This window comes from Rhizobium sp. K102 (genome assembly GCF_022385315.1).
Classification (GTDB): Bacteria; Pseudomonadota; Alphaproteobacteria; order Rhizobiales; family Rhizobiaceae; genus Rhizobium; species Rhizobium croatiense.
Window position 1 is genome coordinate 2,598,968 of sequence record NZ_CP092436.1, and the last position, 22,469, is coordinate 2,621,436.

Genomic DNA, 22,469 nt, shown 5'->3' on the forward strand with positions numbered 1-22,469 from the left:
CCTCCGGAGTCTGGACCGTGCTTATCTATGTGATCAGACACGGTCAGACGGACTGGAATGCCGAGCGCCGCCTGCAGGGTCAGAAGGACATCGCGATGAACGCCACGGGCCTGGAACAGGCCCGGCGGAACGGTGTGGCGCTGGCTGAGATTCTCGGCGAGACGGTCGGCGCGTTCGATTTCGTCGCCAGCCCGCTCGGGCGGACGCGCGCGACCATGGAAATCATGCGCACCGCCATGGGCCTGCCGCCGCTTGCCTATCGCACCGATCCCCGGCTGGTAGAAATTTCCTTCGGCGATTGGGAGGGTTCGACGCTCAAGGAGCTGAAGGCGACGCAGCGCGAACGGGTGGCCGAACGCAATGCCTCGAAATGGGATTTCATCCCGCCCGGCGACGATGCGGAAAGCTATGAGATCCTCTCCTGGCGCACCGGCGCATGGCTGCGCTCCGTCGATCGCCCGACCGTCTGCGTCACCCATGGCGGCGTCATCCGCACGCTCTTCCAGATGATCGCCGACCTGCCGAAGAGCAGCGCGGCCGAAGGCGGCATTCCGCAGGACCAGATCGTCAGGATCGACACCAATGACCGGACGATCGTCTGGCTGTAGGTGTCGTCACCAGCCAGCTTTCGCTCCAGGGTGAGGGGCAGCCACAGGCGCAAACCTCATCCAGCCATTCTTCTGAATCCCGCCTATTTGACGATGTCGAGATCGTTGATGACGCGCTTGCCGTCGACTTCGGTGTAGAAGACGATCACTTTGACGCCGGCTTCGAGGCCGTCGAAGTTGAATTCCTCAGGCGCCTGATAGGTCTTGCCGTCGTCGAGCGTCAGCACGAGATTGGCCGTGTCGACCTTCTTGATCGTCGCCTCGACATCGGCGCTCTCGGCAAAGCCGCTCATCGGCGACAGGAAACTTGCTGTGGCCAAAAGCGTGGCGACGACGAAACGCATGGCAACAATCCTTTTGAAACGCTGCACGAGAACACTGGCCACAGATAAGCTCCTGAATATGGCGAAAATTGCCCGTAAGGATGGCTTTCCCCGCCCAATTGATGAATAGGATTTTAAATATAATCAAGATGCGGCGTTAATCATGGCGGTCGGCGTCGTGGCGACCATCCCTGGTGCAGCACGGAAACAGGATTTCGGCAGCGGCCGGTTTGACGCAAAGAAAGGCTTTTGCCCCGGCGGCTTTTTGGCCTATGAGTGTCGCGCCTTTTTCAAGCAATGGCGCGGCCGGCGGCGACCGGCCCTGGCGCCACCGTGGGAACACATGTCGCACAATACATTCGGTCACCTCTTCCGCGTAACCACCTGGGGCGAAAGCCATGGTCCGGCGCTCGGCTGCGTCGTCGACGGCTGCCCTCCGGGGCTGCGCTTCAAGCTCGCCGATCTCCAGGTCTGGCTCGACAAGCGCAAGCCGGGCCAATCCCGCTTCGTCACGCAGCGGCGTGAGGACGACCTGGTGAAGGTGCTGTCAGGCGTCATGCTGGATGCCGACGGCGAGACGATGACGACGACAGGCACGCCGATCTCGATGCTGATCGAAAACACCGACCAGCGTTCCAAGGATTATGGCGAGATCGCCCGGCAATACCGCCCCGGCCATGCCGACTATACCTATGACCTGAAATACGGCATCCGCGACTATCGCGGCGGCGGCCGCTCCTCGGCGCGCGAGACCGCCGCGCGCGTTGCAGCCGGCGGCATCGCCCGCCTCGTCGTGCCCGGTGTGACCGTGCGCGGCGCGCTGGTGCAGATCGGCAAACACAAGATCGACCGCAGCAACTGGGACTGGGACCAGGTCGGGCAGAACCCGTTCTTCTCGCCGGATGCGGCGATCGTCCCGGTCTGGGAGGAGTATCTCGACGGCATCCGCAAGGCCGGCTCCTCGATCGGCGCGGTCATCGAAGTGATCGCCGAGGGCGTGCCGGCCGGCCTCGGCGCGCCGATCTATGCCAAGCTCGACCAGGATATCGCCTCGCTGCTGATGTCGATCAACGCCGTCAAAGGGGTGGAGATCGGCAATGGTTTTGCCGCCGCCGAAACGTCAGGCGAAGACAATGCCGACGAGATGCGCATGGGCAATGACGGCACGCCGATCTTTCTTTCCAACAATGCCGGCGGTATTCTTGGCGGGATCTCGACCGGGCAGCCTGTTGTGGCGCGTTTCGCCGTCAAGCCGACCTCCTCGATCCTGACCGAACGCCAGTCGATCGACGCCGACGGCAAGAATGTCGATGTCCGCACCAAGGGCCGGCACGACCCCTGCGTCGGCATTCGCGCCGTGCCGATCGGCGAGGCGATGGTCGCCTGCGCCATCGCCGATCATTATCTTCGCGACCGCGGCCAGACCGGCCGTCTGAAATAGGAGCGTCCATGTCTTACGATCAGAAACGCGTCGTCGACGCCATCAGGGCCTTCGAGGCCGGCGAAATCGTCGTCGTCATGGACGACGATGACCGCGAGAACGAGGGCGATCTGATCGTCGCCGCCGTGCACACCACGCCGGAAAAGATGGCCTTCATCGTGCGCCACACATCCGGAATCGTCTGCGCGCCGATGCCGAAGGAAGAGGCCAAACGCCTCAACCTCAACGCCATGGTGGCGGAAAACGATTCGGCCCACACGACCGCCTTCACCGTCTCGGTCGATTTCAAGCACGGCACGACGACCGGCATTTCCGCCGACGACCGGACGCTGACGGTGCGCAACCTCGCCAATCCGAATGTCGGGGCCGCCGATTTCGTCCGTCCCGGCCACATCTTCCCGCTGGTTTCGCGCGAGGGCGGCGTGCTGATGCGCTCCGGCCATACGGAGGCCGCGGTCGACCTCTGCCGGCTCGCCGGCCTGCCGCCGATCGGCGTCATCTCCGAACTCGTCAACGATGACGGCACCGTCACGCGCGGGCCGCAGGTGGTCGATTTTGCCGAAAAGCACGGGCTGAAGCTCGTCTCCGTCGCCGATCTCATCGCCTATCGCCAGCGCAAGGAAACGCTGGTCGAGCACGGCGCGAGCTTCGACATCGACACGGCCTTCGGCAAGGCCAAGGCCCATACCTATGCCCTGCCCTGGGACCCGATGCAGCATCTCGCCGTCGTCTTCGGCGACATCCGCGACGGCATCGATATCCCGGTGCGCCTGCATCCGGAAAATGTCGCGGAAGACCTGTTCGGCAAGAAGAGCCCGGTCGATTTCTACATGGAGAAGATCGCCGCCGAAGGGCGCGGCGTCATTGTCTATCTGCGCGAGGGCTCCGTCGGCGTCGGCCATTACGACAACGGCCGCAAGGCCCGCAGCCAGGGCCGCGAGGCCCATGCCGAAGCGCAGAGCCGCGAAAGCGAATGGCTGGAAATCGGCCTCGGCGCCCAGATCCTCAAGGACCTCGGCGTCAGCTCGATCAAGCTGCTGACCAGCCGCGAGCGCCACTATGTCGGCCTGGAAGGGTTCGGCATCAAGATCAGCAAGACGGAGATTTGCTGAGGAGCCGGCAAGCACGGAAAAGGACCCCTCCCCAACCCCTCCCCACAAGGGGGAGGGGCTGCCGTGTGGCGCCCGTCGAGCTTCATTCCTCGCCGTGCAGCATGTGATGGCGTATTTTGGTGGCAGTACCGTGCCGCGTGTTAGTCCCTCCCCCTTGTGGGGAGGGGTTGGGGAGGGGTTTTCGCACAGGATGCTGCTGCTCCGGCGAAGGCTTTAACCTCTCCACCCCTCCAAAAGCACGACCTTCTCCACACCCGCAAACCGCGCCAGCCGGTCGAGCTCAGCTTCCAGCTTCTCCAGCCTTCCTGCCGACGGCTTCACGCCCGGTTCCAGCCAGAGCCGCCTGACATCGAGCGTCGATTTCTTCCGGTCCGCCTTCATGTCGATGCGGCCGATCAGCCGGTCGCCTTCGAGCAGCGGGAAGACGTAATAGCCGTATTCGCGCTTCGGCTCGGGCACGAAGACCTCGATGCGGTAGAAGAAGCCGAAGAGGCGTTCCGTGCGGTTGCGGTCGCGGATCATCGGATCGAAGGGGCTGAGCACGCGGATGCGTGGCGGCGCGCCAGGATAGTCATCGAGTGTCGAGAGGAAATCGGCAAAAGCCCAGGACGGGCGCGGTTTGCCGCCGGGCGCCGGTTCGATCAGCACTTCGATGAGTTCGTCTCGATGGGCTGACACCCAGGCCTTGGCTTCATCGGGCGCGACAAGGTTCCAGAAGGCCGATATTTCGCCATGGGTGGCAAAGCCGAGACGGGCGAGCGCGCTGCGGCAAGCCCAGTCGATAAATTCCTCGCGGCTCACCTCCGGCTCGCGGAATTCCGCCGGGACGACGCGCTCGGTGAGATCGTAGATCTTCTGGAAGTTGGAGCGGCCGGCAATGGCCAGCTTGCCGGTGTGCCAGAAATATTCGAGCGCCGTCTTGTTCGGATGCCAGTTCCACCAGCCGCCGGACACGTGGCCATCGGCCTTGACGTCGCGCGCCAGCATCGCGCCATCGCGCTGCACGCGCTCATAGGTCTCCTCGAAGGCCGCCTCGAAGCCCTCCCCGCGCCACTTGCGCCAGCGCTCGATCAAGACCTTCTCCTGGTGGCGGAACTTGTGCTTCCAATAGACGAAGAAGGCGCTCGGCAGGATTGAGGCATCATGCGTCCAGTGCTCGAACAGCGCGCGTTCCTTTTCGAGCAGTGCTTTCAGATGCTCTCGCCTGTAGGTCTGGTTGCGGGAAAACAGGATCTGGTGATGCGCCCGCTCCACCGTCTGGATGCTGTCCACCTGGACGAATCCCAGATCATAGATGAGCTGCAACAGCCCTTGCTTGGTCAAGGCGCGGTTCGGCGGGGCGCTGAGGCCCTGCTTGGCCAGAAAGACCCGGCGGGCGTCGGAATTGGAAAGCAGATTCGTCATGGGCGCATCATATCGCGGAAAATCTTCCTAGCCACCCGATATCGAGATTTACTCTTCATCACCCCGGATTCCCCATGTAGAAGCACATCAGGTTGGCGCCATGGCTGCCCTCACCCTAACCCTCTCCCCGCCCCGCGGGGAGAGGAACGTGCCATGCGAGAGCAGACGGGGAGCGGAGAGGTCGCGGCATATCCCTTCGCCCCGTTTACGGGGAGAAGGTGGCGGCAGCCGGATGAGGGGCAGGTATCGGCAATCTCCTCCGGTGAAAGACGCGTTCCGATGCCGCGGGACACTGATCTCCTGCTCGTTTCGCAAACGCCGCAGGATGCGAGGGACTGGATTGGACATAGAATTCGAAGGCGCCGGGGTCAGTTTCGGAACGCGGGTGGCGCTGGAGCCGCTGACGCTCGGCATCAGCGGCAAACGCATCGGCGTCATCGGGCTCAACGGCTCGGGCAAGACGACGTTCGCAAGGCTGATCAACGGGCTGACCAAGCCGACGGTCGGCCGCGTCACCGTCAACGGCCGCGATACGGCCGATGAGAAGGCGGCCGCAGTCGATGTCGGCTTCATCTTCCAGTCGCCGCAGAACCAGATCATCCTGCCGATCGTCCGCGACGACATCGCCTTCGGGCTGAAGCGGCGCGGGCTCAGCAAGGCGGAGATCGAGGCGAAGGTCGCGGGCATTCTCGCCCGTTTCGGCGCCGAAGCGCTCGCCGACCGCCGAGCGCACGAGCTGTCCGGCGGCGAGCTGCAGGTGGCCGCACTCTGCTCGGTGCTGGTGACCGGGCCCGGCATTCTCATCCTCGACGAGCCGACCAACCAGCTCGACCTGAAGAACCGGGCGCTGGTCGAGCGGATTATCGCCGGACTGCCCGAAAGCGCCATCGTCATCACCCATGATCTGGAGCTGATCGCCGGTTTCGAACGGGTGCTGCTGTTTCACGAAGGGCGGCTGGCCGCCGATGCGCCGGCGACTGAGGCGATCGCCCGCTACAGGGAGATCGCCGCCTGATGCAGTCGCTCTATGTCGAAGGCAACAGCCCGATGCACCGGCTTTCGCCGCGGGTCAAGGTGGTATCGCTTGCGGTTTTCGGCGTCGTCCTGTTCGTCAGCCAGAATATTGCGCTGCTTTGCGGCTTCGTGCTGCTGACGGCGGTTGTCTATCGCACCACCGGCCTGCCGCTCGGCGAGGGCCTGCGGCGGCTGCGGCCGGTCTTCCTGACGATCGCGGTGGTGGCGCTCTTCAACCTGCTCTTCAATCCCTGGCAGGCAGCGCTGGTGCCGGTGCTGCGGCTGACGGCGCTGATGCTGCTTGCCGCCGCCGTGACGGCGACGACGTCGATCACCGCGTTCATCGACGAGGTGACGGCGCTTGCCCGCCCGCTCGAACGCACCGGCTTCGTGCAGGCCGACGATATCGGCCTGGCGCTGGGGCTGGTGCTGCGCTTCGTGCCCGAGATTGTCGGCCGTTACCAGGCGATCCGCGAGGCGCACAAGGCGCGCGGGCTGAAGGCACGGCCGACGAGCCTGCTGGCGCCGCTGATCATCCTGACGCTCAGGGATGCGGATAATGTCGCCGCCGCGATTGACGCGCGCCGCATTCGACGGCATGGAAGTTAACCAATTTTAACCACGGAGTTCATGATGAGCACCCGCGACCTCGTCCTTACCGCCCTCTTTGCCGCGATCATCGTGGCGCTCGGCCTGCTGCCGCCGATCTCGCTCGGCTTCATCCCGGTGCCGATCACCGCCCAATCGCTCGGCGTCATGATGGCCGGTGTCGTGCTCGGCGCCCGGCGCGGCGCGATTGCCGTGCTGATCGTGCTGCTCCTCGTCGCCATCGGCCTGCCGGTGCTTTCCGGCGGCCGCGGCGGCCTTGCCATCTTCGCCTCGCCGACGGCCGGCTTCCTCGTCGGCTGGATCTTCGGTGCCTTCGTCACCGGTTATCTCAGTGAGCGCCTGGTCAATCACGGCCAATCCGGCCTGGTGCAGACGGTCAGCTTCTTCCTCACTGCCATGATCGGCGGCATCGTCGTGCTCTACGCCTTCGGCATCACCTATCTCGCGACCGTCGCCGGGCTCGGCTTCACCAAAGCCTTCGTCGGCTCGATGGCCTTCATTCCGGGCGACGTCATCAAGGCTGTCGTCGCCGCCCTGCTCGGCCGCGCCGTCATGGTCGGCTATCCCCTGCTGCCGGCGCGCGCATAAGGCGCCTCGATCGCAAATACATGCAGTGGCCGTCTTTACCCGAAGGCGGCCATTTGCGTTTGCGGCACGCCAAGACCGCTTGCTGCGGCGCAGGCTCTGCGTCTCGATGCTGATTGATTGAGGAGGGAAGGCTTGCTGCGAGCAAGGCACGGCCTGGAACACAGGCAACAAAAAACCGCCTTGAGGCGGTCGGGCATTCTACGATTTCAGTTTGATCTAGTCTCCTCCACCTCCGTCGCCGCCGCCGTCACAGCCGCCATCGTCCGAGGCGTGGAACCAGCCTCCCCCGCCATCGCCGGAGCTTTTTGATCTGCGCCTGCCACTCGCAAATATCAAAGCAAAAACCAGGGCGAAACATGCGAGGAGCATGGCATCCGGAAAAAATGAATTCAATCAGTCTCCTTTCATTTGCTTCAGGAAATCTTGTTTCCTGATAGAAACTGTAGATTATTTTTCGATTTCCGCAATAGCTTCAATATGAAACTTTCATGACAATTGTTTGGTCGGAGCAGACGGTTCGCCACGTGGTGGTTCGCTGGAGTTGCATTCCTTCATGAACCATTCCGCAAAACGACGCACTGGCTTCTTCGCCCAGGAGCTGGTGATCAGGTAATACCCTTGAGTCTCGGCCGTCGAAATGTCCGAAAGCACGACAAGGTCGCCGCGTTCGATCTCACGGCGAAACACCTCGACAGGGCATAAAGCGACCCCATGGCCGGCGATTGCCGCCGTGGCCAGAATGTTGAAGTCCTGAAATATCGGTCCGCGGATCGGCTCGGGTGGCTTTATCTCGGCCTTGCGAAACCATTCTTTCCAGTCCTCCACGGATTCGTCGTGCAGCAGGTCGGCCGCGGCAAAGGGAACGTTCTCGATCGTCCAGTTCCGCTTTGCCAGATAATGGACGCTCGCCACCGGCTGGTTGCGCCGGGAGAAAAGCAGACGGCTCTCCCGGCCTCCTGACAGGTCTTCCCCCATGGTGATGAGAACATCGAGACTTTCGTCATCGAAGCGTTCTTCCGCTCTGGCGTAAACGATCCTGACATCGAGATCGGGATCGCTCTCCCGGAACGACGGCAGCGCGGGAACCAGCCAGCGCGACGCGATCGAAGGAATGCAGCCGACGGTGATCGAGCGCATATTGTGGTCTCGGCGCATGTTGCCGGTTGCGTGGGCGATGGCTGCCAATGAGCCGGAGACGGCAAGATAATATTCGGCGCCCGCTGGCGTCAGCGAAACGCCGCGCCCGGATTTCTGCAGCAGCTTGCGTCCCAGCCACGTCTCCAGATGCTTAATCTGGTGACTGATCGCGGCGTGGGTCACATGCAGCTCGTCTCCGGCTTTTGACAGGCTCATCAGCCGGGCGGTCGCTTCGAAGGCCCTCAATGCGTTCAGCGGCGGCAGCTGCATATGTTTGAATTCCTCACATGAGAGCCAGGATCGGCTCCTTCACCCACATCAAATTCGGGAGAAACATGTAAATTATTCTAACAGTTTTCTCAATTTAGATCATTTGAAGCAAGCGTGGATTTCAGGGCCTAATGGATCATGGAGATCGAGCCATCTCCGCATTTTCGAGGAGAAAAACATGTTTGTGAGAAGCCTGAAAGACGTGGAGCAGACCGAGCGTTTCGTCGATTGGGGCAATGGCACGAGCCATCGTCTGCTGACGAGGGATGACGGCATGGGGTTCACGGTCTGCCACACTGTCGTTCGCGCCAACACGCAAGCCCTGCTGCAGTACCGCAACCATCTGGAGGCCTGCTACTGCATTCAGGGAGAAGGCGAGGTCGAGGATATGGACGGCAACGTCTTTCCCATCCGCGTCGGCGACATCTACGTTCTCGACCAGCATGATCGCCACTATTTGCGGGGCGGCAAGGACGAGGACCTCATTCTCGTCAGCGTCTTTAATCCGCCATTGAAGGGGACGGAACGTCACGACCTGAACAATGGAAGCGGTTCGGAATATTAAGCCAGGCGACCTCGTACGCGCATGAAGACCGGGCTTGCGCCTCCCGAACTCACCGCATCAGCAGCGACACCAGGCCGACCCGGGAATTGACCCCGAGTTTGGCATAGATGTTTCTCAGGTGGGTTCTGACGGTCTCGTAGCTGATATCGTCGGCCATCGCCACTTCTCTCGGCGAATGACCCGATGCGATGCTCGAGGCGATGCGGATTTCCGTCGCGGTCAGCTTATAAAGCTGCATCAGCAAATCGCGCCGCTCATTGAGCGGCGTCGCCACGATCGGCTCGACGATCACCGCCACGGTCGGCCCCTCCAAAAACTCTGTGAACGTATCGGAGTGCAGCCGGACGAGGGTGATGCGGTAATTGTCCTGGTTCCCGCCCTTGACGATCGCCGTGTGCGGTTTGGTCTGCACGCCGTTTCTGGAGGTCAGGAATTCGAGAACCGCAGTCGTCTTCTCGCATTGAAGTGCGAGCGTGCCGTCGGCGCCGATCCGCACAGGCAAGCCGGCGGCCAGCAAGGCCTCCGCGCTTTTATTCCAGCGACGGGCTTTGCGTTGTTCCGAGACATAGATCAATCCGACGCCGATGCTGTCGAACAGGGTCTGGGTCGACTGTTCGTGCGGTGCAAAAAGATCGCGCTTGCGAATGAAGTCGAAAGCCCTCCTCAGATGCGGGGCGAGCTGCGTGTAAAGCTTGGCCGCTTCGCTGTTGAGATCGGGGTCCGCTGACGTCGTGCAGGCCGACAGGATGAAGGTACGGTTTTCCTCGCGAATGATCGAGACGCCGACGCTCGTCTCGCATCCGGTCTGCCGCTTCAGCCAGTCATTGTAAAACTCCGATTTGACCAGCTCCTCGCGCGGAACGATCTCGTCGCCGCACAGGCCCTGACCGACGGGCACGCGATCCAATCTCGGAATCCAGGGATTGACCGAGGCGAAGTGGCTCATGAACTGATCGATCTCGGACTGCGAAAATCCCGACATGAAGGGAACATGGGCGACGGACGAGGTCAGGTCGTGATAGTGAAGCGCCGCCTTGCCGCCCGGCGATGTCTGCGCAAGGCGGTCCAGGAAATCCTGCCAGCTGCACTCTCCGAACAGACTTCCATAAATCATATCCGTCAGAAGAGATGAGACGTCAGTCGATTGAATCATGAGTGATTTTCAACATCACAGAATGAAAGTATCTTCGAATATTGAATAGTGTTGTCTTCGCAATTGCAACGGAATTCGCATGTGCAATATCGGACACTCCAGAATGACCTCGAAATACTACAACCACAGAATGTTATAGCTTCTCCGGCACTATATTTCCGGTCGACGCCTTCAATCCGGGGAAGCGTGCAACTCGGAATACCATCCCTCAGCGTGCATGCCTTGGCCGCCGCGAGCGAAGGCCCGCGGCGGCCCGTCGTCAAACCAGCCCCGGCACGACGAACACCAGCCAGGCGACGATCGGGCCGATGATGGCGATCAGCGCGCTATAGACCAGCAACTGCTTGAGAACCTGCTCGCGCCGGTCATCCGGCGCATTGGCGACGACAAGCGCACCATTTGTGGAGAATGGGCTGGTATCGACGATCGTCGTTGAGATCGCGATGGCGGCGACCACGCCGATGGCGCTGACATGTCCCTGCATGAGGAACGGGACGGCCAGCGGGATGATGGCGCCGAGCAGCGCGGTCGAGGATGCGAAGGCCGAAACGATGGCGCCGGTAAAGCAAAGCAGGAGCGCCACCAGCAGCGGCATGCCGAGGCTGGATATGCCGTTCGCCACGTAATCGACCGTACCAGCCTTCTCCATGACGCCGACATAGGTGATGATGCCCGATATCAGCAGCACGGTCGACCAGCTGACCTTGTCGATTGCCGCCTTCTGGGTTTTCGGCGACAGCAGCGCCAGGGCGACGGCGACGGTCATGGCGACGAGGCCGACGTTGAACTTGAAAACCAGCGCGCCGATGCCGAGCGCGACCAGGCCGACCAGCGTGGTTATTCGCTCATTGTTCAGACGCAGCGTCGCAGCAGTATCGGCCGCCGTGCCGTAGGCATGCTCCCGGATCGGTTTTGCCGGCGTGCCGCCGTGACCTCTGATCGACGCCGACACGCCCTCGGGGTGCAATTCAGGCAAGGGGCCAAGCGATGCTGCGGGCACTTGCTTCATGACCTTTGCGCCGCCGAAAACGAAGAAGACCAGCACCGCAATCGCAAGATTGAAGAAAAAGCTGGAGAGAAACAGCGACGTCGGCGCGAAAGGCAGGCCCGCCTTGGCCACGATCTGATTGGTAATGCCGCCATAGATGCTGATCGGCGAAAAGCCGCCCGCCTGCGCGCCGTGGATCACCATCAGCCCCATCATCACAGGGTGGATGCGGTACTGGATGGCAAAGCTCAGCGCGACCGGCGCGAGGATGGCGACCGCAGCCGGTCCAAGGGCGCCGAAACCGGTAATCACGGCGGCGACGAGAAACATCACCCAGGGGATCAGGCCTATGCGTCCACGCACCAAGCGAACGGCGCATTCGACCAGCCAGTCGATGGTGCCGTTGATCTGCGCGATGGCGAAGAGGTAGGTGACGGCGACGAGCGTCAGGAACAGGTCACTCGGAAAGCCGGCAAAAATATCGGTGGTTTTCATGCCGATGGTCATCGAGCCGAGCACGAAGGCGCCGGCGAAAGCGAGCGCGCCCATGTTGATCGGCTGGATCGTCGCAACGACGAACATGGCGACGAGCATGCCTATGGCCAGTATTTCAATACCCATGATTCCCCTCCCTCCGACGCCTCCAGCGCCGTGGTTGCTGTTTGCAAGATTGATGCGGATGCCGCCGGCCCTCCTCCCAGAGGGCGGCCGCCTTACGTCCTGGTGTAAAGATCGGCGTATTGCTGCCGCAGGATGTTCTTCTGAACCTTGCCCATCGTATTGCGCGGCAAGTCGTCGGCGAAGATGATGCGTTTGGGTTGTTTGTAGCGCGCAAGACGATCCTGCAGGGCGCTGACAATGCTCTTTTCATCCAGCACGGCGCCAGGCTTGCGCACGACGACGGCCGTGACGCCCTCTCCGAAGTCCGGGTGCGGCACGCCGATCACGGCGCTCTCGACCACACCCTCGATCCGGTCGATCTCGCTCTCGACCTCTTTCGGATAGATGTTGTATCCACCCGAGATCACCAGGTCCTTGCCGCGGCCGACGATATGGACATAGCCGTCGTGGTCGATCTTGCCGAGATCGCCGCTGATGAAGAACCCGTCGGCGGTGAATTCGGCCGCGGTTTTCTCCGGCATGCGCCAATAGCCCTTGAAGACGTTCGGCCCCTTGATCTCGATCATGCCGGTCTCCTCCGGCGGCAGCACTTGTCCCGTGGCGGGATCGGTGACGCGCACCGTCACACCAGGCAGCGGCAAGCCGACCGTGCCGGCGATGCGCTTGCCGTCATAAGGGTTGGAGGTATTCATATTGGTTTCCGTCATGCCGTAGCGCTCGAGAATCGCGTGACCGGTCCGGGCCTGGAACTCGGTATGGGTTTCTGCAAGCAGCGGCGCCGAGCCTGATATAAAGAGGCGGATGTTGGCTGCCGCCTCTTTGCCGAAGCGCGGGCTTTGCAGGAGGCGCACATAGAAGGTCGGCACGCCCATCAGCATCGTTGCCTGCGGCATCAGTGAAACGACCTCGTCGGCGTCGAATTTCGTCAGCAGGAACATCGAGGCGCCGGCGAGCAGCGTGACGTTGGTGGCGACGAACAGCCCATGCGTATGGAAGATCGGCAAGGCATGGATCAGCCGGTCGTCGGCGGTGACGCGCCAGTAGTCCCGCAAGGTCAGGGCGTTCGAGAGCAGGTTGCCATGCGTGAGCATTGCCCCCTTTGAGCGTCCCGTCGTTCCCGAGGTGTAGAGGATCGCGGCCAGATCGTCGGCGGCGCGCGAGGCGTCGACGAAGTCGGCCGGCTCGTCGCGTGCGAGATCCAGCAACGAGCCGCTGCCATCGGCGTCGAGCGTTTCGACGATCGCGCCGTGACGCTTGGCGATCGTCTCGACGCCTTCGCGAGCGCCCGAGGCAACCACCACCAGACGCGGCTCGGCGTCGCCGATGAAGTAATCGAGCTCGGCCAGCGTATAGGCGGTGTTGAGCGGCAGGTAGACCGCGCCGCTGCGAACACAGGCGAGATAGAGGATCAATGCCTCGGCGCTTTTCTCCACCTGCACCGCAACCCGGTCGGCGGGGCGGATGCCGAGCGTGTCCATCGCGCCGGCAATGCGGCCGGAAAGGGCGAAGGCCTCCTCATAGGTCCATTTGCGGGTGCTATCGATCCGGATGAACGGTGCGTTATCGGGTGCGGCGGCCCGCATGGCGTCGAAAAGATGGTTGCTCACTTTCGCCCTCCTCCAAGCGTGGAATTCATCAGTTGCGCGAATGCTCGAGAACCTTGCTGGCCATTGCCGCCACGGCGGCCTTCGTCGCTCTGGCTGAGCAGGCTTTTGACGGCGGGCGAGGCGTTCACTTCGCCGCGTTGCGCTAAGGCCTCGTGGTTGGCCACGATGTCATCGAGCTTGTAGAGGTAGTTGACCATCAGACCGTGCGCCTGCTGGAGCGCCTTCTGCGATCGGTCGCCGAGAAAATTCACCCTTTCGAGCCGGGCGCCATTGCCGAGATGAAAGCGGGCGACGGGATCGACCGGGCGGCCCTCCGGCGTCCGTTCGGTCAGGAAATAGCGGGCCGCAAGCGGCAGCAACACACGCTCCACTTCGGCCGCGCTGCTTTCGCCGCCCAGCCAGTTCGGATCGTCGAGCAAGGTCAGCGTTCCCAGGGCCGCTTCGGATAAGGGCCGATCGCCGGTCGCGATGCGCATCTTGGCAAGCCAACGGGCAAAACCCGGCACGGGCGACAGCGTGACGAAATTCTTGAGGCCCGGCAGGTCCTTGCGCAGATCTTCCACGACCTGCTTGATCAGGAAATTGCCGAAGGAGATGCCGCGCAAGCCATCCTGGCAGTTGGAGATCGAATAGAAGACGGCCGTCGTCGCCTCGTCGGCATTGATCTGCTCCCTCCCCTCGTCGAGCACATCCGCGATCGCCTTCGGCACCGATCGGGTGAGCGCCACCTCGACGAAGACCAGCGGCTCATCCGCCAGTCGCGGGTGAAAAAAGGCAAAGCATCGACGGTCGGCCGGCGCCAGACGACGGCGCAGTTCCTCCCAGCCGGCAATCTCGTGCACGGCCTCGTATTGGATGATCTTTTCGAGGATATAGGCCGGCGTCGTCCAGTCGATCGGCCGCAGCGTCAGAAAGCCGCGATTGAACCAGGAACCGAACAGATGCGTGAAGTCGGCATCGAGCGCATGATAGGCCTCGGACCGATCCTTGGAAGCAAGCAGCTGCTGACGCATGCGGACGAGCCTGGCGGTGCCGTTCGGCGCGTGATTCAATCGGCGCAGGAGTTCTTGCCGCCGCGGCTCCGCGGCCTGATGGAGCGCAATGGCCGCGGCGGAGCTTTTGTCGGTGCGGTAATTTTCCATTGCCTGGTCGAGCCTCAACGTGTCGGGCCCGAACTTTTCGTGCAGCATATGGAAGAATGTCTGCGCGCCCTCGTCCTCGAGCGCCCCCCAGCGATCGAGAATCTCGGCGGCAAGGGCCATGCCGGATGCTTCACCGCGGCTCGACAATAGCATCTCACAGAGGGTCTCAAGATCGGCTTTCGCGGCGGCCTGCGTATTGCGCGAACCGGAAAACAGGAGCTGGCGTCCGTGATCCGTGATGCCTTGCAGCATGTCGGTGAAGAAAGACGCCTCAGGCATGCCATTCTCCTTCTGAAGTCGGGCGCTGTTCACGCCGTGGACACCGCTTCCCCTCGCGGGGCTTCGTCTGTAGTATGTACATTGGCACTCTTCGTACACGACGTCAACGTTTGTGTATACAAGAGTGGAATTTATGTATGAAGGAAGCGAGAGAAATGTCCGAGAATGTCGGCCGATGGCTCCGGGATGAGATTGAAAATGCGATACTTTCCTACGAGTTCGCCCCCGGCGAACGGCTGGACGAAACCGTGCTTGCCAATCGCTTCGGTGTGTCGCGAACGCCGGTGCGCGAGGCGCTGATGCAGCTCGACGCGATCGGCCTCATCGAAATCCGTCCGCGCCGCGGCGCCATCGTGATCGATCCGGGCCCGCACCGCATTTACGAAATGTTCGAGGTGATGGCCGAGCTCGAGGGCCTGGCCGGATCGCTCGCTGCCCGCCGGCTGGACAAGGCCTCACGCGAGGCGATCACCGCCACCCACAGCCGCTGCGAACAATCCGCCGCGGCCGGGGATAGCGATGCCTATTATTACGACAATGAGGAATTCCATAAGGCCATCTACGCCGCGAGCCGCAGCGATTTCCTGCAGGAGCAATGCGCGCAGCTGCATCGACGCCTGCGCCCATATCGCCGTCTGCAGTTGCGCGTGCGCAATCGCCTGTCGACGTCCTTCTCGGAACATTGCGCCATCGTCGATGCGATCTTTGCTGGAGACGGAGACGAAGCCCGCCGCCTGCTGCGAACCCATGTCGGCATTCAGGGAGAAAGGTTCAGCGATCTGGTCGCAAGCATGGCGACGAGATGAGTGGCAGGCGTGACTAATTGCTGCACGATCCTTTATTTGGCTCTGCCCGGATATCTAGCTCATCGCTTTGAGAGATCGGAGCTGGAGCAACTCCGGAGTCGGCTCACTTGCCGTCGACTTCTTCGATGACGGCTGGGAACGTCCGGGAAACCTCGTTTCCATCAGGAAAACGTTCGGTCACAACCGTAAATCTGATCCAGCCCTTCCATCCTATAAAACCGGTGCGCTTCGGCGCGATCACCGCTACCACGATGTCCTCATTCGGAAAGACGTGAACGGCACGAACTCCGGGACCTGGCTCTGAGTGCAGCACTGCGAGTACCTTTCCGCCCCCCGGCTTGGCGCCCGCATAGATCGGAGAACCGTCACCTAGCGGTGCGACTGCGCTTATGAAGCGCGTACTGACATAACCCTCGCCGTTGAAGAAAAGAGGACCTTGATAGGGCCGAAGAGGCTCATCATCGCTCCAAGCAGCGCTGACCGACACAAGCAACAGGGCAGTAGCGAGCATTGAACGTCGCGTCACCGGACGGCTCCTCTAATCCCGGAAAGTTCAACGGCTACGCCTGACGTGCCGAAGCCCCTACCCTCCAACGACTTCGCTGATCTGCACGATGGGCGTAATGTCCGTATAGTTGGCGACGTCCGCGGCGATATCCGCGCGGTGAGGACCGAGCGCCTCCTGGAATATCTCCAGGGTCGGCGAGTAGACGTGACACGCCGCGACGAACGCCGGCGCGCTTCCAGGTTCGCGACCCGCAAGGCCCTTCTCGATCTCGTAGCGCAAGCAGGCATCGCCGAGCCGTTCCTGGATCAGTGGCATGTGTCTGGTGCGGTAGTAATCGTGATCGAACTTCGAGCCGCCATTGGCCGGATAGTAGACGCTCATCTTGATCATAGTCGGGCTCCTGCCTGAACGCCTCTCCGAGCGTCCGAGAGGCTTCATAGCTCACCCACTCGCAAAGCGCATCCAGATTATGGCTGAAGCGAGTTTGACGAGAGCAAGTTAGTTTTCGTTACGCTTCTCGAAGCAGGTAGCGACGGCACGGAAGTGCTTGCCCTAATCCAAAAACCGATAGAGCCAGTCGCGCGTTTCCTCCGGCAGCGAGACCGGCTGCTGATCTTCGCCGCTGCGGGCTTGCCAGATGATCTCGACCTCTGCGGCGCGCTCCTCGCCGGTGTCGATCGAAACGAGGAAGCCGATCGAGCGCACGCCGATCTTGTCGACAGCGGCTGTGAAAATCGCCGGCTCGTCGTAATGCAGCGGGCGGTGGAGAATGCAGGTAAACTTGCTGGCGCTATAGACCGGCTCGTCCTCGACTTCGGGCCGCGCCAACCAGAAGCTCGCAATGACGGACTCGGCATAGGAAATATAGGAGGCCAGGAACATCCGGCCATTCATATCGACATCGCGAAACGGCACATGTATTTCCGTCACACCCGGGCGTTTCGACTGAACTCATCAACAACTCTGCCTGCAAAATTCCCCATTAACGACAGTAGCACGAGGTTTTTCGAAGTAAACGGCTGAGATGACAGGAATTTATAATGCCGCCGCCGGCGAGATGGTGCGGCGGGAGCGCTTGTTGAAATCGTCGGTCGATGCCCCATCTGCTGTGGAACATGACACAAGCGGCCGATAGAGTGTCTCCATGAGCACCCTTCTTTATGAACACCCGATCTTTCTGGAACATGTGACGCCTTCCGGCCATCCGGAGCGATCGGACCGGATCCGCGCCATCAATGTGGCGCTGGAACATCCGAATTTCGCGCGGCTGGAGCGCCGGCAGGCGCCGCAGGCGAGCGAGGATGCGGTGCTGCTGGCGCATCCGGAAGAACATCTTGCCGCCGTCATGCGGCAGATCCCCGAGGAGGAGGATCGGATCAACCAGCTGGAAGCCGATACCTATGCCAGCGTCAAAAGCCTGCAGGCGGCGCTGACCGGGATCGGCGGCGCGATGGCGGCGGTGGACGACGTCTTTTCCGGCGCCGCCGACAATGTCTTCGTCGCCGCCCGCCCGCCCGGGCACCATGCGGAGAAGACGACGGCAATGGGCTTCTGCTTCTTCAACAATGCGGCGATCGCAGCCCGCCACGCGCAGAAAAGGCATGGCGCCGAACGTGTCGCCATCGTCGACTGGGACGTGCACCATGGCAACGGCACCCAGGACATCTTCTGGGACGATGCGTCCGTGCTGTTCTGCTCGACGCATCAGATGCCGCTCTATCCCGGCAGCGGCGCCAAGGAGGAGAAGGGCAAGCACAATACCATCGTCAACGCGCCGCTTTCGCCGAATGTCGGCAGCGACCATTTCCGCGAGGCGTTCAAATCGCGCGTGCTGCCGGCGCTCGACGATTTCCGGCCGGATCTCATCATCATCTCCGCCGGCTTCGACGCGCATCACCGCGATCCGCTGGCGCAGATCAACCTGACGGGCGAAGATTTCGACTGGGCAACCGGCCGCGTCCTGGAACTGGCCGACCGGCACGCCAAGAACCGGGTCGTCAGCTTGCTCGAAGGCGGTTATGATCTCGAGGGACTCGCCGAATCGGCGGGCATGCATATTCTGAGAATGATGAAGGGTTGAGAATGACTGACAGCGCCAAGCCGGAGGTGTCCGGCCTTTCCTTCGAAAAGGCGGTCGCCGAACTCGAAAGCATCGTCGCCCGGCTGGAACGCGGCGACGTGGCGCTGGATGAATCCATCGAGATCTACGAGCGCGGCGAAGCGCTGAAGAAACATTGCGAGACGCTGCTTTCGGCCGCCGAAAACCGCATCGAGAAGATCCGGCTCGACCGCGCCGGCAAGCCGCAGGGCGTCGAGCCGCTGGACGGGGCCTGAGCGGATCGAAGGCGCTTGGCGATCGGCTGGCGGCCGATCTATGATCCCCTCCAGAACCATGAGGGGACAGACAAATGACGGATAGATTGAAGGGCAAGGTCGCCATCGTCTCGGGCGGCGCGACCGGCATGGGCGGTGCTGCCTCGAAGCTGTTTGCAGCCGAAGGCGCGCGCGTCGCGATCATCGACCGCAACGGCGAAGCGGCTGATGAGACCGTGAAGCAGATCCGAGATGCCGGCGGCGAGGCCGATTGCTGGACTGCCGATGTTTCCGACGAAGCGGCCGTCAATGCCGCCGTCGCCGGCGTCGAGGAGCGCTACGGCGCGGTGACCGTGCTGTTCAATCATGCCGGCACCATCGTCATCAAACCCTTCCTCGAAACGACGCTTCAGGAATGGGACTGGCTGCATGCGGTCAATGTGCGCTCGATGTTCCTGATGACCAAGGCCGTGCTGCCGAAGATGATTGCCGCAGGCGGCGGATCGATCGTCTGCACCTCGTCGATCTCGGCGGTCGCCGCCACGCCGATGGAAGTGCTTTACGACACGACCAAGGGCGCCGTGCACATGTTTGCCCGGGCGATTGCGGTGGAATTCCGCGACCGCAACATCCGCTGCAATGCCGTCTGCCCCGGCTTCATCCGCACGCCGCATGGGTTGCGCGAGGTGGCCGACCTGCAGGCGCTCGGCGTCGATGTCTCGGACGCCGCCATCGCCGCGCAGCAGGGCCGAATCGGCGAGCCGGAGGATGTAGCGCGCGCCGCCCTTTATCTCGCCAGCGACGAGTCGAACTTCGTCAACGGCGCCCACCTCTTCGTCGACAACGGCTTCACCGCCATCTGAGCGGGTGCCTGCGAGACGCGTTCCATTGGCGCGCGGACTTCCAGGCACTATCTCTCGGGGATATTTTGAGATCGGAGATGCCCATGTCCTTCTTTCCCGGCAAAGATCCCCTGCCCGGCGATGCTTTCGCCTGCAATGCGATTGAGAATCTGATCATTCCGCGCACCAGCGATATCGGCGGCTTCCAGGTGCGGCGCGCCCTGCCGACGCGGCAGCGGCGGCTGGTCGGGCCGTTCATCTTCTTCGACCGCATGGGGCCGGCGATCCTGAAGCCGAACGAGGCGCTCGACGTGAAGCCGCATCCGCATATCGGCCTGTCGACCGTTACCTATCTCTTCGATGGCGAGATCCGCCACCGCGACAGCCTCGGCACCGAAAAGGTCATTCGCCCCGGCGATATCAACCTGATGACGGCCGGCCGCGGCATCGTGCATTCCGAGCGCACGCCCGACAATCTGCGCGGCCACCCGCTGCTGATGTCGGGGCTGCAGACCTGGCTGGCGCTGCCCGACGACAAGGAGGAGATCGATCCGTCCTTCGCCCATACGGAAAAGACCGGCATGCCGCTGATCGAAACACCAGGCGTGCGCGGGCGGGTCGTCATCGGCTCGTTCGAAGGCATGACATCGCCGGTCGGCACCTTCTCCGACACGCTCTATGTCGATCTCAACCTGCAGCCCGGTGTGCGCTTCCCCTTCGGCGCCGGCCATGAGGAGCGCGCCGTCTACGTGCTTTCCGGCGAGGTCGTGATCTCGGGCGACCGATTCGCCGCCGATCAGCTGCTGGTCTTCCGGCCGGGCGATCCGATCACGCTGGAAGCCGGCAGCGACGGCTGCCATCTGATGCTGTTCGGCGGCGCGGCGCTGAACTCGAAACGCTATATCTGGTGGAATTTCGTCTCCTCGTCGAAGGAACGGATCGAAAAGGCCAAGGAGGAATGGCGCACAGGCCGCTTCGACATCGTCCCCGGCGACGAAGAGGAATTCGTGCCGTTGCCGGAAGGCTGAGGGCAAAGGTAATGCGCGCCGCGGAGCGATTTCCCCTTCGCGACGCCCGATCCGCGGCTGAATTCAGCCCGCCGCGAAATAGCGCATCAGCGCACCCTTGGTACGGTTGACGTAGCGGTCCTGCCAGCTGTCATCGACGTTGAGAAAGCCCGACCAGCCCTTCTTGCCCTGGCGCTTCAATTCCGCCTCGACGGCGCGGAAACGATAGTGATCATAGACATCGAGGATATGGACGGCATAGGCCTCGGCCAGCGCCCGGTCGCCCTTGACGATCAGCATATTCTCGTCATTGGCGTAGGAGGCCTTGAAGCCGAGATTGTGGCTGCCGAGCACGACGACGCAGTCGTCCGACAAGGGATCGATCACCAGCACCTTGTCATGGATGATGGCGCCGACCTTCTTGGCCGTCAGTTCCTCCGCGCCGAAATCGGCCAGCAGCTGGCGGTCATCGATGCGCGAGGCCCGGACGATCGAGACATTGACCTCGTCGAACGTATGGGGTGAGACGGCCTCGGTATCGTCGTCTTCGTCGTCGGGATCGTTCTTCTTGCCGGCGACATAATTGGGCATGGCCTGCGGGCTTGAAACGGCGCCGGTGACGATCAGCTTCTGATCCTTGAGGCCGATGTCAATCGCCTCGCCGACGATGCAATCCCTGCCCGACTGACCAGGATAGAAGGCCAGAAACAGCACCGCGTGCTCGGCACGGCGCATCAGGCGGTAGACCTCGCGAAGATCGGGCGGCGTCTCCTTGCCCTTTCTCCGGTTCTGCATGTTCGGCGAGAACCACGTTTCGACCGAAGCGCCGTTGCCGGTCGGGACGAGAGACGGCGTCTCGTTGGAAAGCCGGAACGCCTTACTCTGCTGGTTGTCCGGCATGCCGTCATCGAATTCGACCGGCGCTTCCAGCGTCGCATTGTCATCCAGCATCCGCTCCCAGTAAGCGACATAGGCCGCGGCAACCGCATCGTTGCGGACGATCAAGGCGTTGTTGGATTGGCCGGCAAGGCCCGTGGCCGTCCAGTTGGTGCTGCCGGTGAAGACGCTGCGCTCAGTCCCGTCCGAGGGGATGTGCACGACGAATTTGTTGTGACCGATCTGGCTCGAATTGTTGAACATACGATGGTGAATCTCGACGCCGGCGTCGATCAGCGCCTTGCGTGCGTGGGCATTGCGCACATCCCACTCGTCTCCGACCTTGCCCGTATTGGCGAGGATGATGCGCAGCTTGTCCTTGTTGGCCAGCAGCAACTCGAGCAGCTCCTTATCCTCGAGCTCGTAGAGCGCGACCAGGAAGCGTCCGGGCGCATTCATGAAATCCCTGAGCATCGGAATGACATCGCCGGCCAGATATTTGCGGATGCCGTTCGCCGGATTGGAAATCATGTCGATCAGCTCGTTCGGCTGCTTCACACCGTCTTCCAGCAGGACGTTTCGCAGCCACTGGGCCGCGAGGATGCCGTTGGTGAAGGTCGATTCGAACTGGCCGCGCTTGCGCGTCACATGGACCGGGTTGGAGGCGACAGCCGGCCCGAGATAACCGAGCGGTCGCGGCGGACCCTCATAGGCCTTGACCGCGATTTTCTCGAAGGTGCCGTCAACCTTCTTGATCGGCCTGCCGTTGTCGTCGCGCTTGTTGATCTCGACAAGATCAGGCGTCGGATCCGGGGCGGCCTGCATACCCGGCTTCAGATCGCCGAGCGGGCGGATCTCGTAACGCACCCGCACCTCGTCCGGTCGCCGCCGCATTTCGTTGCGCCGCTTGCGCAGCGTCAGATCGCGCCAGGATAGCTTCTGGACCGGCCAGAGCGACGTCGTCTGCGGCAGCCAATGCGGATTGCGCTGCCCCTTGAAGGCGACCCAGGCGGCGCAGGTCACGCGATCCTCGCTACCATCGGACTTTTTCGCCACGTTTCCCTGCTCGTCGAGATAGACGCGCACGACCTCAAAGCCGAGGCATCCGTCGATCTTGGCGTCGATATCCCAGGCCACATAGGCGACCTCGTTGTTCACATAGGCATGCGCTGCAACAATCGTTCCCATGACCTGATCCCCCAGTCGGTGCGGCAACATTGCTACCATTCCGTGTCATATTCAAGCGGCTCGCCGCC

At 62.2% G+C, this 22,469-nt stretch carries 23 protein-coding genes; 12 read left to right on the forward strand and 11 right to left on the reverse strand.

Translation table 11 applies throughout. The features are described from left to right. Window positions 1-17 precede the first annotated feature (17 nt). Window positions 18-608 (forward strand): histidine phosphatase family protein, encoded by a 591-nt coding sequence (locus tag MHI61_RS18910; protein ID WP_239790072.1) that lies wholly within the window; start codon window positions 18-20, stop codon window positions 606-608. 83 nt (window positions 609-691) lie between these two features. Here MHI61_RS18910 and MHI61_RS18915 read toward each other — a convergent pair whose 3' ends face one another. Further along, complete coding sequence (locus MHI61_RS18915; protein WP_003569889.1) at window positions 692-952, reverse strand: DUF1344 domain-containing protein; 261 nt, start codon at window positions 950-952, stop codon at window positions 692-694. A gap of 322 nt (window positions 953-1,274) precedes the next feature. Between MHI61_RS18915 and aroC the strand changes: the two genes are divergently transcribed. After that, window positions 1,275-2,372 (forward strand): chorismate synthase, encoded by a 1,098-nt coding sequence (gene aroC, locus MHI61_RS18920; RefSeq protein WP_239790073.1) that lies wholly within the window; start codon window positions 1,275-1,277, stop codon window positions 2,370-2,372. Window positions 2,373-2,380: 8 nt separating this feature from the next. Continuing rightward, window positions 2,381-3,484, forward strand: coding sequence for a 3,4-dihydroxy-2-butanone-4-phosphate synthase (ribB, locus tag MHI61_RS18925; protein ID WP_097579968.1), 1,104 nt, complete (start codon window positions 2,381-2,383; stop codon window positions 3,482-3,484). Window positions 3,485-3,697: 213 nt separating this feature from the next. On the opposite strand, the gene MHI61_RS18930 is transcribed toward ribB, so the two are convergent. Further along, window positions 3,698-4,888 carry a winged helix-turn-helix domain-containing protein gene (locus MHI61_RS18930; protein WP_239790074.1) on the reverse strand — a complete coding sequence of 397 codons (1,191 nt, stop codon included), beginning with the start codon at window positions 4,886-4,888 and terminating at the stop codon, window positions 3,698-3,700. Between the two features lie 340 nt (window positions 4,889-5,228). Between MHI61_RS18930 and MHI61_RS18935 the strand changes: the two genes are divergently transcribed. From MHI61_RS18935 to MHI61_RS18945, 3 genes are read left to right on the forward strand one after another with little or no spacing between them, the layout of a single operon-like run. Further along, window positions 5,229-5,903 carry an ABC transporter ATP-binding protein gene (locus MHI61_RS18935; RefSeq protein ID WP_239790075.1) on the forward strand — a complete coding sequence of 225 codons (675 nt, stop codon included), beginning with the start codon at window positions 5,229-5,231 and terminating at the stop codon, window positions 5,901-5,903. Further along, on the forward strand, window positions 5,903-6,511 hold the full coding sequence (locus tag MHI61_RS18940) for an energy-coupling factor transporter transmembrane protein EcfT (protein WP_239790076.1): 609 nt from the start codon (window positions 5,903-5,905) through the stop codon (window positions 6,509-6,511). The genes MHI61_RS18935 and MHI61_RS18940 overlap by 1 nt, the downstream gene beginning before the upstream one ends. 24 nt (window positions 6,512-6,535) lie before the next feature. Beyond that, window positions 6,536-7,099: a biotin transporter BioY gene (locus MHI61_RS18945; RefSeq protein WP_239790077.1), complete on the forward strand. Its 564-nt coding sequence runs from the start codon at window positions 6,536-6,538 to the stop codon at window positions 7,097-7,099. A 486-nt stretch (window positions 7,100-7,585) separates the two neighbouring features. Here the strand turns inward: MHI61_RS18945 and MHI61_RS18950 are convergent, their stop codons facing one another. Further along, window positions 7,586-8,506 carry a LysR substrate-binding domain-containing protein gene (locus MHI61_RS18950; protein ID WP_239790078.1) on the reverse strand — a complete coding sequence of 307 codons (921 nt, stop codon included), beginning with the start codon at window positions 8,504-8,506 and terminating at the stop codon, window positions 7,586-7,588. A gap of 178 nt (window positions 8,507-8,684) precedes the next feature. Here MHI61_RS18950 and MHI61_RS18955 point away from each other — a divergent pair, with 178 nt between their 5' ends. After that, complete coding sequence (locus MHI61_RS18955; RefSeq protein WP_097579973.1) at window positions 8,685-9,071, forward strand: ectoine synthase; 387 nt, start codon at window positions 8,685-8,687, stop codon at window positions 9,069-9,071. 49 nt (window positions 9,072-9,120) lie between these two features. Here MHI61_RS18955 and MHI61_RS18960 read toward each other — a convergent pair whose 3' ends face one another. The 4 genes from MHI61_RS18960 to MHI61_RS18975 form a co-directional block, all read right to left on the reverse strand. Beyond that, entirely contained in the window at window positions 9,121-10,224 is a 1,104-nt protein-coding gene (locus tag MHI61_RS18960; protein ID WP_239790079.1) for a helix-turn-helix transcriptional regulator, read from the reverse strand. A 259-nt stretch (window positions 10,225-10,483) separates the two neighbouring features. Beyond that, window positions 10,484-11,833, reverse strand: coding sequence for an SLC13 family permease (locus MHI61_RS18965; RefSeq protein WP_239790080.1), 1,350 nt, complete (start codon window positions 11,831-11,833; stop codon window positions 10,484-10,486). 92 nt (window positions 11,834-11,925) lie between these two features. Then, window positions 11,926-13,440, reverse strand: coding sequence for a malonyl-CoA synthase (locus MHI61_RS18970; protein ID WP_239790081.1), 1,515 nt, complete (start codon window positions 13,438-13,440; stop codon window positions 11,926-11,928). Continuing rightward, a complete protein-coding gene (locus MHI61_RS18975; protein WP_239790082.1) occupies window positions 13,437-14,861 on the reverse strand; it encodes a malonyl-CoA decarboxylase in 1,425 nt (474 codons plus the stop codon). Before MHI61_RS18975 ends, MHI61_RS18970 begins: the two co-directional genes overlap by 4 nt. A 155-nt stretch (window positions 14,862-15,016) precedes the next feature. Here MHI61_RS18975 and MHI61_RS18980 point away from each other — a divergent pair, with 155 nt between their 5' ends. Further along, window positions 15,017-15,667 carry a GntR family transcriptional regulator gene (locus MHI61_RS18980; RefSeq protein WP_239790083.1) on the forward strand — a complete coding sequence of 217 codons (651 nt, stop codon included), beginning with the start codon at window positions 15,017-15,019 and terminating at the stop codon, window positions 15,665-15,667. 103 nt (window positions 15,668-15,770) lie between these two features. Here the strand turns inward: MHI61_RS18980 and MHI61_RS18985 are convergent, their stop codons facing one another. The 3 genes from MHI61_RS18985 to MHI61_RS18995 form a co-directional block, all read right to left on the reverse strand. Then, window positions 15,771-16,193 carry a hypothetical protein gene (locus MHI61_RS18985; RefSeq protein ID WP_239790084.1) on the reverse strand — a complete coding sequence of 141 codons (423 nt, stop codon included), beginning with the start codon at window positions 16,191-16,193 and terminating at the stop codon, window positions 15,771-15,773. Between the two features lie 57 nt (window positions 16,194-16,250). Beyond that, window positions 16,251-16,565 (reverse strand): EthD family reductase, encoded by a 315-nt coding sequence (locus tag MHI61_RS18990; protein ID WP_239790085.1) that lies wholly within the window; start codon window positions 16,563-16,565, stop codon window positions 16,251-16,253. 162 nt (window positions 16,566-16,727) lie between these two features. Continuing rightward, window positions 16,728-17,069, reverse strand: coding sequence for an acyl-CoA thioesterase (locus tag MHI61_RS18995; protein WP_239792875.1), 342 nt, complete (start codon window positions 17,067-17,069; stop codon window positions 16,728-16,730). A 250-nt stretch (window positions 17,070-17,319) separates the two neighbouring features. Here MHI61_RS18995 and MHI61_RS19000 point away from each other — a divergent pair, with 250 nt between their 5' ends. The 4 genes from MHI61_RS19000 to MHI61_RS19015 all read left to right on the forward strand — a co-directional run bounded on the left by MHI61_RS19000 (window position 17,320) and on the right by MHI61_RS19015 (window position 20,358). After that, window positions 17,320-18,255, forward strand: a complete 936-nt coding sequence (locus MHI61_RS19000) for a histone deacetylase family protein (protein WP_239790086.1) — start codon at window positions 17,320-17,322, stop codon at window positions 18,253-18,255. A 2-nt stretch (window positions 18,256-18,257) separates the two neighbouring features. Next, window positions 18,258-18,509: an exodeoxyribonuclease VII small subunit gene (locus MHI61_RS19005; protein WP_003545921.1), complete on the forward strand. Its 252-nt coding sequence runs from the start codon at window positions 18,258-18,260 to the stop codon at window positions 18,507-18,509. A 74-nt stretch (window positions 18,510-18,583) separates the two neighbouring features. Beyond that, window positions 18,584-19,351, forward strand: a complete 768-nt coding sequence (locus tag MHI61_RS19010; protein ID WP_239790087.1) for an SDR family oxidoreductase — start codon at window positions 18,584-18,586, stop codon at window positions 19,349-19,351. An 83-nt stretch (window positions 19,352-19,434) separates the two neighbouring features. After that, window positions 19,435-20,358, forward strand: coding sequence for a pirin family protein (locus MHI61_RS19015; protein WP_239790088.1), 924 nt, complete (start codon window positions 19,435-19,437; stop codon window positions 20,356-20,358). Window positions 20,359-20,421: 63 nt separating this feature from the next. On the opposite strand, the gene MHI61_RS19020 is transcribed toward MHI61_RS19015, so the two are convergent. Continuing rightward, on the reverse strand, window positions 20,422-22,401 hold the full coding sequence (locus tag MHI61_RS19020; RefSeq protein WP_239790089.1) for a phospholipase D-like domain-containing protein: 1,980 nt from the start codon (window positions 22,399-22,401) through the stop codon (window positions 20,422-20,424). Window positions 22,402-22,469 lie beyond the last annotated feature (68 nt).